Annotated in this window: 10 protein-coding genes, 1 tRNA gene and 1 pseudogene; 7 read left to right on the top strand and 5 right to left on the bottom strand. The window is 62.7% G+C overall.

The genetic code is table 11. The features are described 5' to 3' along the window. Positions 1 to 59: 59 nt before the first annotated feature. Together glnL and ntrC are read left to right on the top strand one after the other, a co-directional pair. Complete coding sequence (glnL, locus tag C0Z19_RS25140) at positions 60 to 1202, top strand: nitrogen regulation protein NR(II) (protein WP_102612573.1); 1143 nt, start codon at positions 60 to 62, stop codon at positions 1200 to 1202. Positions 1203 to 1215: 13 nt separating this feature from the next. Further along, entirely contained in the window at positions 1216 to 2736 is a 1521-nt protein-coding gene (gene ntrC / locus C0Z19_RS25135) for a nitrogen regulation protein NR(I) (RefSeq protein WP_102612557.1), read from the top strand. Between the two features lie 21 nt (positions 2737 to 2757). Here the strand turns inward: ntrC and xth are convergent, their stop codons facing one another. Then, positions 2758 to 3534 carry an exodeoxyribonuclease III gene (gene xth / locus C0Z19_RS25130; RefSeq protein ID WP_102612556.1) on the bottom strand — a complete coding sequence of 259 codons (777 nt, stop codon included), beginning with the start codon at positions 3532 to 3534 and terminating at the stop codon, positions 2758 to 2760. Between the two features lie 850 nt (positions 3535 to 4384). Here xth and C0Z19_RS25120 point away from each other — a divergent pair. The 5 genes and pseudogenes from C0Z19_RS25120 (at position 4385) to C0Z19_RS25100 (ending at position 9218) form a co-directional block, all read left to right on the top strand. Continuing rightward, positions 4385 to 5506, top strand: a complete 1122-nt coding sequence (locus C0Z19_RS25120) for an NHL repeat-containing protein (protein WP_102612554.1) — start codon at positions 4385 to 4387, stop codon at positions 5504 to 5506. 223 nt (positions 5507 to 5729) lie between these two features. Continuing rightward, a pseudogene (locus tag C0Z19_RS28815) lies at positions 5730 to 5902 on the top strand (SDR family oxidoreductase); the annotation flags it as partial. Between the two features lie 37 nt (positions 5903 to 5939). Next, positions 5940 to 6016: transfer RNA gene (locus C0Z19_RS25110), tRNA-Met, on the top strand. A 634-nt stretch (positions 6017 to 6650) separates the two neighbouring features. Further along, a complete protein-coding gene (gene dinB / locus C0Z19_RS25105; protein WP_102612553.1) occupies positions 6651 to 7805 on the top strand; it encodes a DNA polymerase IV in 1155 nt (384 codons plus the stop codon). A gap of 126 nt (positions 7806 to 7931) precedes the next feature. After that, complete coding sequence (locus C0Z19_RS25100; protein ID WP_102612552.1) at positions 7932 to 9218, top strand: amidohydrolase family protein; 1287 nt, start codon at positions 7932 to 7934, stop codon at positions 9216 to 9218. A gap of 53 nt (positions 9219 to 9271) precedes the next feature. Here the strand turns inward: C0Z19_RS25100 and C0Z19_RS25095 are convergent, their stop codons facing one another. The 4 genes from C0Z19_RS25095 to fixL all read right to left on the bottom strand — a co-directional run bounded on the left by C0Z19_RS25095 (position 9272) and on the right by fixL (position 15854). Then, a complete protein-coding gene (locus C0Z19_RS25095; RefSeq protein WP_102612551.1) occupies positions 9272 to 11410 on the bottom strand; it encodes a M3 family metallopeptidase in 2139 nt (712 codons plus the stop codon). A gap of 157 nt (positions 11411 to 11567) precedes the next feature. Continuing rightward, positions 11568 to 12425, bottom strand: coding sequence for a bifunctional methylenetetrahydrofolate dehydrogenase/methenyltetrahydrofolate cyclohydrolase FolD (gene folD / locus C0Z19_RS25090; RefSeq protein ID WP_102612550.1), 858 nt, complete (start codon positions 12423 to 12425; stop codon positions 11568 to 11570). 271 nt (positions 12426 to 12696) lie between these two features. Next, entirely contained in the window at positions 12697 to 13341 is a 645-nt protein-coding gene (fixJ, locus tag C0Z19_RS25085) for an oxygen response regulator transcription factor FixJ (protein WP_102612549.1), read from the bottom strand. Continuing rightward, the gene (gene fixL, locus C0Z19_RS25080) at positions 13338 to 15854 is read right to left on the bottom strand and encodes an oxygen sensor histidine kinase FixL (RefSeq protein WP_102612548.1); all 2517 of its coding nucleotides are present in this window, start codon (positions 15852 to 15854) and stop codon (positions 13338 to 13340) included. Before fixL ends, fixJ begins: the two co-directional genes overlap by 4 nt. Positions 15855 to 15917 lie beyond the last annotated feature (63 nt).

Below are 15917 nucleotides of genomic sequence, written 5' to 3'. Positions count from 1 at the left end.
AGCTGATCGGTCTCGAAGGGACGGCGGCGCCGTCCCTTTTTCGTTCCGGTGAATCGACGATGGTGCTCAACAATTTGATCAAGGCGCAGAAAGGCCAAACCGAGCCGCTTTCAGACGACGATGCGCTCACGCAGTCGGGCTTGTTGCCGGGCTTCGAGGCGTTGCCGACCGTTGCGCTCCTGCTCGAGACGCGCACGCTGCGCGTTGCGTTCGCGAACCCGTCAGCGGAGTCGATGCTCGATTTGTCGCGTCGGCAGCTCATGCAGATGTCGTGGTCGGAGTTGTTCGTCAACAGCGACGACCTCGTCACGACGATTGCAGCCATCGCGGAGCATCGCTTTCATGCGACGCATCTCGACACCGTGCTCGAGCGGCCGGGGCGCGAGCCGTTGCATGTGCATGTCGTGGTCGGTTTCCTCGAAAGCGCGCCCGATTACGTTTTGCTCGAGTTGTTCGAAAACGAGCGCCATTTGCGCACCGATCGCGAAGAGCGTATTCACGATCTGTCGATTGCGAACAAGCAATTGATCCGCAATCTTGCGCATGAGATCAAGAATCCGCTCGGCGGAATACGCGGCGCCGCGCAACTGCTCGAATTCGAGTTGGGCGCACGCGAGCGACAGGAGTTGCGTGAATACACGCAGGTGATCGTGAAGGAATCGGATCGCCTGCAAACGCTCGTCGATCGGTTGCTCGAGCCGCATCGACATCCGCACATCGTCGGCGACGTCAATATCCACGAAGTGTGTGAGCGCGTGCGTGCCGTGATTCTCGCGGAATTCCCGCGCGGTCTCACGATCGAGCGCGATTACGACGTGAGCGTGCCCGATTTGCGCGGCGACAAGGAGCAGCTCATTCAAGCGCTGCTCAACATCGTGCGCAATGCCGCGCAGGCGCTGCGCGAGCGCATCGGCCAGGGCGATGCGCGCATTGCATTGCGTACGCGCGTTGCGCGCAAAGTCACGATCTCGAAGCGCCTGTGCAAACTGGCATTGGATTTGCGAGTGATCGACAACGGGCCCGGGATTCCCGAAGAAATCCGCGATCGTATTTTTTATCCGCTCGTGTCCGGCCGCGAGGACGGCAGTGGGTTGGGTCTCACACTCGCGCAGACGTTCGTCCAGCAGCACGACGGACTGATCGAAGTGGAGAGCCGCCCCGGACACACCGAGTTTCAGATTTTGCTGCCGCTCGTCAATTGATAAGACCCACTCCATGAAGCCGATCTGGATAGTAGACGACGACCAATCGATCCGTTGGGTGCTCGAGAAAGCCCTCGCGCGCGAGAATTTCCCGACGCGTAGTTTTGCCAACGTACGCGAGGCGCTCGCCGCCCTCGATCGCGAAAGCCCGCAAGTGCTCGTCTCCGATATCAGAATGCCGGGGGCGTCGGGCCTCGAATTGCTGCAGGCGATCCGTACGCGACTGCCCGAGCTGCCCGTCATCATCATGACCGCGTACTCCGATCTCGACAGCGCGGTGGCCGCGTTCCAAGGCGGCGCGTTCGAATATCTGGCGAAGCCGTTCGACGTCGACAAGGCCGTCGAATTGATTCGCCGCGCGGTCGACGAGAGCCTGCGCGGTTCGCCGGCCAGCGAAGTGCTCTCGAGCGACGCCCCCGAAATGCTGGGCCAGGCGCCGGCGATGCAGGACATGTTTCGCGCCATTGGGCGGCTTTCGCATTCGGCCGCCACCGTTTTGATCACGGGCGAGTCGGGCACGGGTAAAGAGCTCGTCGCGCGTGCATTGCATCGGCACAGCCCGCGTGCGAATGGGCCGTTCATCGCGCTCAATACCGCTGCGATTCCGAAGGATCTTTTGGAGTCCGAACTGTTCGGTCATGAGCGCGGTGCATTTACGGGCGCTCAAGCTACGCGACAAGGACGCTTCGAACAGGCCGAGAACGGCACGCTGTTTCTCGACGAAATCGGCGACATGCCGTTCGACCTGCAAACGCGACTCTTGCGCGTCCTTTCGGACGGACAATTCTATCGCGTGGGTGGGCATAGCCCGCTGCGCGCGAACGTGCGCGTGATTGCCGCGACGCACCAGAATCTGGACGCGCGCGTGCGGCAGGGATTGTTCCGCGAAGACCTGTATCACCGCTTGAATGTCATCCGTCTGCGCTTGCCGGCGTTGCGCGAACGGCGCGAGGATATCCCGTTGCTGACGCGCCATTTCTTGCAAAAGAGTGCGCGCGATCTTGGGGTTGAGCCGAAGCGCGTATCCGAGGCGGCGCTCGCCTATCTGACGACGTTGCCGTTTCCGGGCAATGTGCGGCAGCTCGAGAATCTCGCGAATTGGCTGACCGTGATGGCGCCAGCGCAGACGATCGAGATCAAGGATTTGCCGCCCGACCTCGTGCCCGGCGCGACGCCCGAGAGCAGCGGCGACATCGTTGCGGGGCCTGCTACGAGCGCATCGGTTTCTGCGAATCCGGCCGGGCTTGACGGTAGCGAGCGCAACGGGGTCGCGATTGCGCCGGCTGCGCTGGCCGGCGTGGCCACGGGGCTGCCTGTCAGCGTGTGGGAAAGTGGTTTGCGCGCGGAAGTCGCGCGCATGCTGCGCGAAAATACGGGCGACGTCATGGACGAACTCGCGCGGCGATTCGAAGCGGCAGTCATTCGAGAAGCGCTCGACTTCACGCGCGGTCGCAAGGTCGAAGCGGCGGAGCGGCTTGGCATTGGCCGCAATACCATCACGCGCAAGATCCAGGAACTGCATCTGGAGCCGTGACGCGCGAGGGGTAGAGCGTTGTCAGCCCAGCTGCGCGATGACGGGAGCGTGATCTGACGGCTGCTCCCATTTGCGCGGGGTTTTATCGACTTCGCAAAGCGTGCATGCTTGGGCGAGCTCGGGCGAGAGCAAGATGTGGTCGATACGTAGCCCGGCGTTGCGACGGAAGGCGAGCATTCGATAGTCCCACCAGGTGAAGGTTTTTTCGGGCTGCTCGAATTGACGGAAGGCGTCGACGAGGCCCAGTTCGACGAGCTTGAAAAACGCTGCGCGCTCTTCGGGCGAGACGAGGTTCTGACCTTCCCACGCTTTGGGATCGTGAACGTCGCGATCTTCGGGCGCGATGTTGTAGTCGCCGAGCAGCGCGAGCTTCGGATGAACGTGGAGTTCGTCTTTGAGCCATTGCGCAAGGGCATCGAGCCAGCGCAGCTTGTACGCGAACTTTTCGGTGCCGGGCGCTTGTCCGTTCGGAAAGTACGCCGATACGATGCGGGCGCCGCCGACAGTCAGGGCGATCAAGCGCTGCTGTTCGTCGGCGAAGCCGGGGATGTTGCGCACGATTTGCGTTTCGTCCACTTCGATGCCATCGCGCACGATGATCGCCACGCCGTTGTAGGTCTTCTGTCCGGCGAACCAGCTTCGGTAGCCTTTTTCAGCCAGCTCGGCGCGCGGAAATTTCTCGTCGGGCATTTTCAATTCCTGCAGACAGAGCACATCGACATGGCTCAACTCGAGCCAATCGATGACGTGTTGCTGGCGAACCTTCAGAGAATTGACATTCCAGGTGGCGATTTTCATTGTGTTCTCACGTCTTTGCTGCACGGGGCAGGCGTCATATCGTTGGCTCTTTTCGCTCCGGGCGAAAGCGAAAGGTTCGCTGGACTACCGATGCGCACGGGTGCGATCTGCGGCGGGCGGAAGCCAGACGTGATGGTAAACGAGGACGGCCGACGCCGTCCCGAATCGACGGTTTTGCTATGCAGTGGCCGCAGCGCCTATGTCGGCTTGCGAGGCGGCGCCGTGGTGCCTGACGGGCATTGCGTATGACATGCGCCTCGGGCTGTCGACATGCTTACCGGTAGTACATGAGGAACCATTTTTTATCGCTGCCCGATTGCGCATGTGCGAAGACGACCAGTAGGAGGTTTGTCAATCCTTTTGTAGCCAGGTCGTGTCGATTTCGTCAATGGTGCAGACTGAACGTATCGGACGATGCTATATTCGGCGCCGAATGAGTCCAAGAACTCTTACAAAGTGTCCACGAGACCTTTAATAACCACTTGCTATTCCGGGGCTTAGACAGATGCAAAGCAGCAATCCTATCGTTCGACTCGTCGCGCAATGCGGCGTTTCGGTCGTCAATCGTTTCCCTGGTTCATCGCGCAAAGGCTGCGGGCACGGCGTGCCTATGGGCCTACGATCGCGGCGCGTCGGCTCGCCGTGGGCGCGCGTAGCCGCGTAACGTTTTTGGTTCGACTGGTGTTTTCCGGTCGAATCAAGCGACTCCGAGAAAAGCATTCCGCAATCGCAATCCGAGCGTTCGCCGTTTTGTTCGCGCGGCGTCCGAATGCGCATGGTTGTTTTATCGGAATTCGTTAGGGGCGGCATGGCGGCCCCGTCTATTAAAAGCAAAGAGGAGCTTTACCTGATGCGTAGTCACCCCTTGTTTCGTCGGGCCGGCGAATTCGCCGCGGCAGCTATTCTCACGTTCGCCTTGGCCGCTTGCGGCGGCGGCAATAGCGCGGTCGGCGTTTCTTCCGGAAGTACGTCCACGACAAACGCGACCGTCGAGCAGGTATCGACCGTGGCGGGATCGACCGCATGGGGCGCGACGAATGGCCCGGTAGCGACGGCAACGTTCAACGATCCGTGCGACGTGGCCGTCGATGCGGCGGGCAATCTCTACGTGGCCGATACGGGTAACCATCTCATCCGCAAGATCGATACGAGCGGGAACGTCACGACGGTGGCCGGAGCGGGTACAGGCGGCAACGTCGACGGCAATGGGGTAGCCGCAAAATTCACTTTCCCGAACGGCTTCGCGCTCGATTCGAGCGGAAACCTGTATGTCGCGGATTCGGGCAACAACACGATCCGCAAGATCGATACGAGCGGCAATGTGACGACGCTCGCGGGCTCGAGCACCCCGGGCTCGGCCAATGGTCGTGGCACAGCCGCCTCGTTCGATTTCCCGGCAGGTATCGTCGTCGATCCGGGCGGAAACCTTTTCGTGGCGGACGATGGAAACAACCTCATCCGTAAGATCGATCCGAGCGGCAACGTCACGACGTTCGCGGGCTCCGGCGCCCAAGGCTCGGCTAACGGACTGGGCACGGCCGCGTCGTTCAATGCGCCGCATGGCCTCGTCCTCGATGCGAGCGGCAATTTGTATGTGGCCGACGCGGGAAACAACCTGGTCCGCAAGATCGATCCGAGCGGAAACGTCACGACGCTCGCCGGCTCGGGGGCACAAGGCTCGGCTAACGGCCAGGGCACGGCTGCTACGTTCAACAAGCCGAACGGCGTTGCTGTGGACGCGAGCGGGAACGTCTATGTCGCGGATACGGGCAATAACGTGATTCGCAAGGTCGACTCGGCGGGGAACGTGACCACGCTCGCAGGCTCGGGCGCGGCAGCTTTGACGAACGGTCAGGGTACGGCGGCATCGTTCGATAGCCCCGACGGGCTCACCGTTGACGCAGCCGGTAACGTGTTCGTGGCCGATACGCTGAACAACGCGATCCGCAAGATCGTTGCTACGCACTCCTAATGGTTAGAACGTACTCGAAAGACGCCTTGCCGTTGTCTCGCGGCAGGGCGCGACGCCGCTAAGTCCTCGCGCTTTGGCTCGGTAAATAGAAAAAGCCGACCGAGTCGCGTTCAGCCACACCTCGCCGCCGAAATCCAGGCTTCAAGAGAAATTGGGATGCGCAATCCGTTCTGGGACAAAAGAGGGAAAAACGTTTCCGTTTGGACCCGGGACGACCATGACCGACGAAGTCGGCGTCGAGTCCGTACGCCAGCATCGCGCGAGTTCGATCTTGCAGCGCCCGGGCACGGTGGAAGAGGTGCGAACCTTGTCGTCTATGTCTGCTCGCCGCAAGCCTCGGCCACGACAGGTGCGGCGCTGCGTGTAGATGGTGGCGTCGTCGACAGTATTGTTTGACGCAGCGCACGAAGTCTCGTATAATTTATTTCTCTGACGCGGGGTGGAGCAGTCTGGCAGCTCGTCGGGCTCATAACCCGAAGGTCGTAGGTTCAAATCCTACCCCCGCAACCAAACACAAAAACCCGCTGATTTTGGCGGGTTTTTGCTTTTGTAGTCTTTCCGCCTTGTCTTTCTGCCTCTCTGGCATGAGCGACATGGCCACCGGCACGGTGGCTTCAATCAACGCGGCTGCATTTTCATCTTCGCACCCCCCTTTTCCGTGCGTGCTGACGCCCGCAACGATCGCATCCACCCTCAGGCATTCGCGGCGCGCGCCGATATTGCATGCAGCAGTCTGGGCGAGCGGATGTCGGCCTCGAACCCTTGCTCGCTTGCGTGCGGAACGGTTATTCCTCTGGGCGCGTCCGTCCCCATTCGATGTTGCGTACAAACGTTGTCGCGTGTTCTCCCGGATTACTTAGGAGAACTGAATGAATGTACGAGTCCCGCGCTCGTTCACACTTTCGCCCATCGCACGATTGGCGCCGTTCGCGGTCAGGGGTTTCGGCATTTATCGGTCGCGACGCATCTACGACGCCGCCAGCTACGGTACCGAACACCGTGCGGAGCTTCGAAATGCTCGACCGCGCTTTGAAGGCTTACGAGGGCGAGCACTTGGTCACGGATTTGCGCCGACTTCGCCTGAGCCGCTCGTCACCCGCGCCGCTTGATATGATTACTGTGTTTTTGTACAGTAACGCTCACTTTGCATACGCGCGAACCGACCCCACCGGCCCCCGTTCCTGCGCCATCGGGCGCGGCGGCTGCGCTCGCGCGCAAAATCATCCACTGCGATTGCGATTGCTTCTATGCCTCGGTCGAAATGCGCGACGATCCGAGCTTGCGCGGCAGGCCGCTTGCGATCGGCGGTCGGCCCGAGCATCGCGGCGTAATCGCCACGTGTAACTATGAGGCGCGTCGCTATGGCGTGCATTCGGCCATGTCTTCGGCACTCGCCATGCGCAAGTGCCCCGATCTCCTGATCCTGCCGCCAGCGATGGAGAAGTACCGCATCGCATCGCGCCAGATCATGGCGATCTATCGCGATTACACGCCGATCGTCGAACCGCTGTCGCTTGATGAGGCGTATCTGGACGTGACGCAGGCCACGCACTGCAAGGGCAGTGCGACGCTGATGGGCGCCGAGATCCGCGAGCGCGTGCGCGAGACAGTCGGCGTCACGGTATCGGCAGGCGTCGCGCCGAACAAATTCGTCGCGAAGATCGCCTCCGATTGGAACAAGCCCGATGGCCTCTTTGTCGTGCGCCCGCACGAAGTCGACGCCTTTGTCGCGGCGTTGCCGGTGCGCAAGATCTTCGGCGTCGGCAAGGTCACGGCCGCCAAGCTCGAAAAGCTCGGCATCGAAACCTGCCGTGATCTGCGCGAATGGACGCTCGTCGATCTGCATCAACGCTTCGGCGCATTCGGTCGCCGGCTTTACGACCTCGCTCGCGGCATCGATCATCGCGCGGTCGAGCCCGATCAGGAACGCAAGTCGATCAGCGTCGAAACCACTTACGTGACCGACTTGCAGACGCTCGATGCCTGCGCGGCCGAAATCCGGCAGTTGGCCGGGCAACTCGACGCGCGCATCGAACGCGTGGGTGCGGCGGCCGCCATCCGCAAGCTCTACGTGAAGATTCGCTTCGCGGATTTTCAGCGGACGACGGTCGAATGCGTGGCCGGCGAGACCAACGTGCCGACATTCATTGCTTTGCTCGAAAAGGGCTTCGCACGGCGCAATCGGCCGGTGCGTCTGCTCGGGGTTGGCGTGCGACTGGAAGAGGACGACGGCATCGCCAAGGGCCAGTTTCCGTTGTTCGACGACAAAGATGATGAGGAAAGCGACGCGGCTGGCTAGAATCATTGCCAGACGCACGCTATGCACGCCTTGCCGCTCGTTGCCGCTTGCGCGGCGCAGTCACGCAAAAGCAGGAGCTTCGCTGCCCCGGCAGCGCACGCCGGCCCAACGCCCGAGGAACCATCCATGGATCTCATCATCCGTCGCGCTGCATTGGCCCACCACGTTGCTGGTCGCGATGCACTCGTCGATATCGCGATGAAAGACGGGCGCATGATCGGCGTCGAGCCGAACCTTGCGGCGAAGGCCGCGCAGGAGATCGACGCAGCGGGCCTGCTCGTCATACCGGCTTTCGTCGACGCGCACTTCCATCTGGACGCCACGCTTTCATACGGTTTGCCGCGCGTGAACGCGTCGGGGACGTTGCTCGAAGGGATCGCACTATGGGGCGAGTTGAAGCCGCAACTGACGCAAGAGGCGTTGATCGAGCGTGCGCTCCAGTATTGCGATTGGGCCGTTGCGCGCGGTCTGCTGGCAATCCGCTCTCACGTCGATGTCTGCGACCCCCGCTTGCTGGCCGTGGAAGCGCTGCTCGAGGTCAAGCGCCGGGTCGCGCCTTACCTGGACCTGCAACTTGTAGCGTTTCCGCAGGACGGGTTGCTTCGCTCACCGGGCGCTTTCGACAATCTGAAGCGGGCGGTGGGGATGGGCGTCGATGTCGTCGGCGGTATTCCGCATTTCGAGCGGACGATGGCGGATGGGGCGGAATCGATTCGGCTTCTCTGCGAATTCGCGGCCGAGAAGGGCCTGGCCGTCGATATGCATTGCGACGAATCGGACGATCCGCTCTCGCGCCACATCGAAACGCTTTGCGCGCAGGCGCATCGGCTCGGGATGCAAGGCCGCGTCGCGGGCTCGCACCTGACGTCGATGCATTCGATGGACAACTATTACGTCAGCAAGCTGCTGCCGTTGATGCGTGAGTCGGGCGTGGCTGCCATCGCCAACCCGCTCATCAACATCACGTTGCAAGGGCGTGCGGATACCTACCCCAAGCGGCGCGGCATGACGCGCGTGCCCGAGATGTTGGCCGCCGGCATCAATGTCGCGTTCGGCCACGATTGCGTGATGGACCCTTGGTACAGCCTCGGTTCGGCCGATATGCTCGAAGTCGCGCACATGGGCCTGCACGTCGCGCAGATGACCGGCGTCGATGCGATGCGCGCCGCTTTCGACGCAGTCACGGTACGCCCGGCGCAAATCCTGAATCTCGATGGCTACGGTATCGCGCCCGGATGTCGCGCCGATTGCGTCTTGCTCGATGCGCGCGACCCGATCGAAGCGATCCGGCTGCGGGCGACGCGCCTTGCCGTCGTCCGGCGCGGAGCGATCGTCGCGCGCACGCCGTCGGCACGTGCGACGCTTTCGTTGGAGGGGCGCCCTGGCGAGATCGACTTCAAGCTAAGCCGCTAAAGCCGACACGCGCAGGGCGCCCCGTTCGATCCCCGGCAGTGCGAGTGGGGGCGTCAGCTCGTCTGCAGCGGCGCTTGCGCCATTCCGTGATGGCGCAGCAGCGCGTCGATCGTCGGCGCCCGGCCGCGGAACGCCTGGAACGAATCCATCGCGGGACGGCTGCCGCCGACCTCGAGGATTTCCCGGCGATACCGTGTGCCCGTCTCGACATCGAGTACGCTGCCCTGCGCGGCTTTCGCCGCTTCTTCGAACGCGGCATACACATCGGCCGACAGAACTTCGGCCCATTTGTAGCTGTAGTACCCGGCCGCGTAGCCGCCGGCGAAGATATGGCTGAACGTATTGGGCCAACGCGAGAAGCTCGCTTGCTCGATGACGTGGTAGCGCGCGTTGATTTCACGTGCGAGATCGATTGCGCTTTTCGCGCCGGCGGGATCGAAGCTCGTATGCAGCTCGATGTCGTACATCGAGAACACGATCTGACGCAGCGTCGCCAGCCCGCTTTGGAAGTTCTTCGCAGCGATCATTTTGTCGAACAGCGCGCGCGGCAGCTTGGCGCCCGTATCGACGTGCGACGACATATCGGCCAGGACGTCCCACTCCCAGCAGAAGTTCTCGAGGAATTGCGAAGGCAATTCGACGGCGTCCCACTCGACGCCGTTGATGCCCGAGACGCCTAATTCGCCCACGCGCGTCAGCATGTGATGAAGCCCGTGTCCGAACTCGTGGAACAGCGTGATGACTTCGTCGTGCGTGAAGCATGCCGGCTTGCCGCCGACAGGCGCCGAAAAGTTGCAGGTCAGGTAAGTGACCGGCGTTTGCAGCGTGCCGTCGCTGCGCTGGTGGCGCGAACGCGCGTCGTCCATCCAGGCGCCGCCGCGCTTGCCTTCGCGCGCGTACAAGTCGAGATAGAACTGCGCGCGCAGCGTGCCGTCGGCATCTTCCACGCGGAAAAAGCGCACGTCCGGGTGCCAAACGGGCGCTTGATCCTGGCGGATCGTTACACCGAACAGCGTTTGCGTGACCTTGAACAGCCCCTGGATAACGGCCTGCTCGGGGAAGTATTGCTTGACCTCGTTTTCCGAGAACGCATAGCGCTTTTCGCGCAGGCGCTCGCCCGCGAACGCGACGTCCCAAGGCTCGAGTTGGGCCAGACCCAGCTCGTTGGCAGCGAATTCGCGCAGTTCCTGCCAGTCCTTCTCGCCATAGGGGCGGGCGCGCTGTGCGAGGTCTTCGAGGAACGTGGCGACCTGGCTTGGCGTATCGGCCATCTTCGGCACGAGCGAGACCTCTGCGAAGTTGCCATAGCCGAGCATCTGCGCTTCTTCTTTGCGCAGCTTCAAGATCTCAGCGACGTTGTCGGTGTTGTCCCACTCGGCCTTACCGCCGCCGTAGGTTGGGCCGAGCTCGGATGCGCGCGTGACGTAAGCGCGGTACATCGCCTCGCGCATCGGGCGATGGGCCGCGTACTGCATGACGGGAAAGTACGACGGGAAGTGCAGCGTGAACTTCCAGCCTTCGAGGCCGGCTTCCTGCGCCGCTTCGCGAGCAGCCTGGATTACATCGGCCGGCAATCCGGCCAGCTCGGCTTCGGTTTTCGCGATATAGGCGTAAGCGTTGGTCGCGTCGAGAACGTGATCGGAGAACGCCTTCGCGAGCGCCGCCTGACGCTCCTGCAATTCGGAGAATCGCGGCTTTTTGTCTTCGGGCAGCTCGGCGCCCGACAGACGGAAGTCCCGCAACGAGTTTTGCAGGATCTTTTTGCGTTCGGCCGAGAGCGCGGCATAGGCGTCGCTGGCGACGATAGCCTTGTACTTCTCGAACAGGGCCAGGTTCTGGCCGACGCTGGACCAGAATTCGGTGACGCGAGGCAGATTCTCCCCATAAGCGGCACGCAGCTCGGGCGTATCGGCCACGGCGTTCAAATGACCGACGACGCCCCAGGCGCGCGAAAGCGGCTCGGTTGCGGCCTCCGTGGCATCGACGACATCGGCCCAGATGGCGGGCGTAGCGGGATCGGTGGCGCGATCGATCGCCGCTTGAGCCTGGGCCAGCAGCGTGTCGAGCGCGGGCGTGATGTGCTCGGGGCGGATTTCGCCGAAGCGCGGCAAGCCGGAAAAGTCGAGCAGCGGGTTCTCGTGAGGAATGCGCTGATCGGTTGCGGGGGACGAATCGGATGTATTCGAAGCCATAGCGCTGGTCCTGTCTGTCGAGTGTAGAGAGGCGGGCGCTTCGAGCGCCCGATTCCGACATTATTGGGGCGAGGCGCGCCGATTCCAAATGCACGCGCGATTTTTCGTCCGCACGGCCGATCCCGATCGTCCGTGCGCCGACCGTGCCGCGGCTGGCTCAGCCTTGCGCCGCGCTGCGCTCGGCCGCTTCGATCGTATTGACGAGCAGCATCGTGATCGTCATAGGACCGACGCCGCCCGGCACCGGCGTAATGAGTCCGGCCACTGCCGATACGCCGGCGAAATCGACGTCGCCGCAGAGCTTGCCGGCGTCGTCGCGGTTCATGCCGACGTCGATGACCGTTGCGCCGGGCTTGACCATGTCGGCCGTCAGGATGTTGCGCCGCCCGGTCGCGGCCACGACGATATCGGCCGCGCGCGTATGGCCGGGCAAATCGCGTGTCTTGCTATGGCAGATCGTGACGGTGGCGCCGGCTTCGAGCAACAGCATGGCCATCGGTTTGCCGACGATGTTCGAACGACCGATCACGACGGCGTTCGCGCCCTGCAATTCGACGCCGTACGCTTCGAACATTTTCATGACGCCGTAGGGGGTGCAGGGACGAAACAGCGGTTTGCCGGTCATCAATGCGCCGGCATTCGCCACATGGAAGCCGTCGACGTCTTTCTCGGGCGCGATGGCTTCGATGACTTTGTGGCTGTCGATATGCTGCGGCAGCGGCAGTTGCACCAGGATGCCGTGAATGCGCGGATCGCGGTTCAGCGCGTCGATGCGCGCGAGCAGATCGGCCTCGGAGAGCGTGGCGGGATAGCGGTCGTAAGTGGAATACAGGCCGTTGTCTTCGCAGGCTTTCACCTTGTTGCGCACGTACACTTCGCTGGCCGGGTTGTCACCGACGAGCACCACCGCGAGCCCCGGCTGGTGGCCGCGCGCGGTGAGCTGGGCGGCTCGCGCGGCGACATCGGCGCGAAGGGTCCTGGAAAGAGCAAGGCCGTCGATCAGTTTGGCTGTCATGGTGGTCGGTCGAGAATGAGACGATGAAAAGCAGCGGTCGCGCGAGGGGCGGGGGCCAGCGGGGCAAGGCGCTCGGCTTCGATGGTTCGGGTGCGAACAGCAAAGCATGCGTGCCCGGCGACTGGCATGGGCGGCGGCGGCCGCCGACGCATCGCGGCGCGTGACAAAAGCGTGATTATAGCGTCGGACGCCATCCCGACGTGGAGGGAAGTCCCGGCGCGAACGCGCGCCGGGGCGGGAGCAGGCGGACCGGCGTGCGCCGGGCGGAACGTTACGCCTGGTTGGCGGGCTTGTTCGACAGCGCGAGGCGCAGCAGATCGGCCACCGTGTTGACGTTGAGCTTTTCCATGATGTTGGCGCGGTGCGCTTCGACCGTCTTGATGCTGATGCCGAGGTCGTCGGCGATCTGCTTGTTCAAGCGGCCGGCGATGATGCGCTCGAGCACCTGATGTTCGCGCGCCGTGAGCTTGCCCAGGCGCTCTGCTGCCGCGCGCTGCTGCTGCACGGTGCTGCTCTCGCTGCGCGCTTTGTCGAGCATGCGCTCGACCAGTTTGCGAAGTTCCGCTTCGTCGAACGGCTTCTCGATGAAATCCATCGCACCTTTCTTCATGGTCGAGACGGCCATCGGCACATCACCGTGACCCGTGACGAAGATGATCGGCAGCGAGGCGTTTTCTGCGATAAGGCGCTCTTGCAGTTCGAGTCCGCTCATGCCCGACATGCGCACATCGAGGATGAGGCAGGCGATCTGGCCGGCGTGTGGTCCAGGCTGGTAGGCCTCGAGAAACTGCTCGGCGCTCGAAAAGCACTGCACGCGATAGCCGTTCGCTTCCAAAAGCCAGCGCAGTGAATCCCGCACGGCTTCGTCATCGTCGACCACGAAGACGGTTTCTTGACTGGTGACTGGGCTGCTCATAGCTCTCCCGTAACGGTTTGTGGTCTCGGCGCCTCGACCGTGCCGATGTGGCTCGGATCGCCAGGCTCGCCGATCGGCAGACTACAGTGAAACGTGGCGCCTGTGATCCTGCCGTTGTCGTCGACGTTGTTGACAACCCACAGACGGCCCCGATGCGATTCGATGATCGAGCGGCAGATGTTCAATCCCATGCCCATGCCGTCCGACTTCGTGCTGTAAAACGGCTCGAACAGCCGTTCGATGGCCGCTTCGTCGACACCGGGGCCCTGATCGATGACGCTGATGCATACGAACCCGGCGTCGAGCCTGACGATGACGCGGATGATCGGGTCGATCGCGTTGGGCCGCGCGTCGTGCATGGCCTCGGCGGCATTCTTGAGCAGATTGACGAGAACCTGCTCGATCAGCACGGGGTCGACGTAAATGACGGGCAGCCGCGAGCGGATTTCGGTGAGGATGCGAATGCGACGCTTGCGCGCTTCGATCTCGGCCAGACCGACTGCGTCGGCGACGATATCCGAGACGCGTGCGGCTTGGCGCTTGGGTTCGCTGCGCTTCACGAACTCGCGGATACGCTTGATGATCATGCCGGCCCGCACGGCCTGCTGGGCTGTTTTCTCGAGCACGGGCAGCAGCGTCTCCTGCGTCGTGCGGCCCGCCTTGACGAGCGCGACGGTGCCCGAGCAGTAATTGTTGATGGCAGCGAGCGGCTGGTTGAGTTCGTGCGCGAGCGACGAAGCCATTTCGCCCATCGTCATCAGGCGGCTCGTGAAGTGCAGCTTCTCTTCCTGCTGACGCGCGAGCTCCTGCGCCTGCTTGCGCGTCGTGATATCGGTCGCGATTTGCATCTGCGCCAGATGGCCGTCGACCCACTGGATATACTGGCGCCGCACTTCGAACCATTTCTGGATGCTCTGGACGTAGATTTCCTGGGCGTCCGCCGCGCTTTCCGTCAGCGCGGCCGCGGGCAGGCCGGCGTAAGCATCGACCATGTCGATCGAATCGGACGACGCCTGCGCGCTGTCGAAGCCGCCTCCGGCCAGTTCGAGATGGCCGTCGGGCCGGATGCCGAACAAATGGCGGTAATAACGATTCGCGAAGAGCAACTCGGCTTCGTCGGCGGCCAGCACCGACACGGCCGCGTCGAGACTTTCGAGCACGGTCGTGAAGCGCTCGTGCGCGGCGGCCAGCTCCTCGCGTGCGCGCTTCGGTTCCGTGATGTCGGTCATCGACGACATCCAGCCCGTTTGACGGCCCGAGCTGTCGATGAGCGGCGAGACGTACAGGCGCGCATGAAACAGCGAGCCGTCCTTGCGCCGGACGCGCAGCTCGAACCCGGACGAAGGAGCCTTGCCGCGCAGCGTCATATCGAGCTGGCGCTGCATTTCGGGGTAGGAATCGCGCGGCCAATAAGGGAACGGCGCCGTCTTGCCGACCAGATCGCTTTCGTCCCAGCCCGTCATACGGCAAAACGCCGGATTCACGTGCGTAATGCGACCGTGCATATCGAGCACGCGCATGCCGATCAGCACCGAGTTTTCCATCGCGCGACGGAAGAACGCTTCGGCATAGAGCGCCTGCTGCGCCTCGAAGCGCTGGCGCGTGTGCTTCCACAGACTCCACAGGCTCCACAGCACGAAGCACGAAAGCCCGGCCACGAGCCAGACGAGCGTGTTGTTCGTGAAGTTCGTGATTTGCGGGAATGCATAGACGCGCACGGTCACGCCCTGGCCCGGTGGATCGAGGGGCAGGTCGTAGAAGATATCGCGCGGCAGGCGCGGGCGCGTCGAGGTCGTGGCGAGCTCGCGATTGTTGGCGTCGGTGATCGAAATCTTGTACTTGGCCGAAAGCTCGGGCGGGATGTCGTGCTTGAGAATCCCTTCGATCGAAAACACGGCGGCGATCGAGCCAAGGAACTCGCGATCGCGGTAGATCGGCGTTTGCAGCGTCAGATAACCGTTGCCGACATCGTCATAGATGAGCGGCGAATAAACCTGGCGGCGCGTGCTGCGCGCATCGGCGAACGCGGCTTTGACGGCCTCGTCCATTTGCGCATCGGTGAGCCGCGCGAAGCGCTGGCCGGCGAGCGGCAGCGGGGTGTTCGGCCAGCGCGGCGTCTTTTGCACCGTGTACCAGTTCAGGTACAGGACCTCGGGATGCCCCTGCATGACATCGGCCGTCGACATTTCGAACGAATGCTGATCGGCATGGCCGGCCGCGATGTCGCGCGCAAGCGCTTGCAATTGCTCCTGGGCGCCCGTCATCGACAGCCTGATCTGTTGCTGCGCCCATGCGACGTTGCGGTACAGCGTGTCTTCCTGTTGTTGCTGCTCGCGCCGGTTCAAGCTCCACAGAATGAGGCTCATCACCACCAGAAAGACGAGGATCGAAAGCAGCGGCGTGAGCAAATACGAATTGGACCACCACGGTCCGTGGTGCCAGCGAGACGGCGCCGAATCCGCCCTGGGACGGGACGGCCGCGCCGAACGTGCAAAAAGCCGATCGGTCAACATGGCTCGAATTGTAGCGCAGCACGCTCAGACCAATTGGCGTAAAACGAGCGTATTGACGGCTCA

Source organism: Trinickia soli, assembly GCF_002879855.1.
Classification (GTDB): Bacteria; Pseudomonadota; Gammaproteobacteria; order Burkholderiales; family Burkholderiaceae; genus Trinickia; species Trinickia soli.
Note: the sequence above shows the minus strand (reverse complement) of the source record. Positions and strands in the feature narration are given on the sequence as shown.

Coding starts and splice junctions, on each gene's coding strand:
- fixJ (WP_102612549.1), bottom strand. CDS start 13,341: ATGAGCAGCCCAGTCACCAGTCAAGAAACCGTCTTCGTGGTCGACGAT.
- folD (WP_102612550.1), bottom strand. CDS start 12,425: ATGACAGCCAAACTGATCGACGGCCTTGCTCTTTCCAGGACCCTTCGC.
- C0Z19_RS25100 (WP_102612552.1), top strand. CDS start 7,932: ATGGATCTCATCATCCGTCGCGCTGCATTGGCCCACCACGTTGCTGGT.
- C0Z19_RS25120 (WP_102612554.1), top strand. CDS start 4,385: ATGCGTAGTCACCCCTTGTTTCGTCGGGCCGGCGAATTCGCCGCGGCA.
- C0Z19_RS25095 (WP_102612551.1), bottom strand. CDS start 11,410: ATGGCTTCGAATACATCCGATTCGTCCCCCGCAACCGATCAGCGCATT.
- fixL (WP_102612548.1), bottom strand. CDS start 15,854: ATGTTGACCGATCGGCTTTTTGCACGTTCGGCGCGGCCGTCCCGTCCC.
- xth (WP_102612556.1), bottom strand. CDS start 3,534: ATGAAAATCGCCACCTGGAATGTCAATTCTCTGAAGGTTCGCCAGCAA.
- ntrC (WP_102612557.1), top strand. CDS start 1,216: ATGAAGCCGATCTGGATAGTAGACGACGACCAATCGATCCGTTGGGTG.
- glnL (WP_102612573.1), top strand. CDS start 60: ATGGTGCTCAACAATTTGATCAAGGCGCAGAAAGGCCAAACCGAGCCG.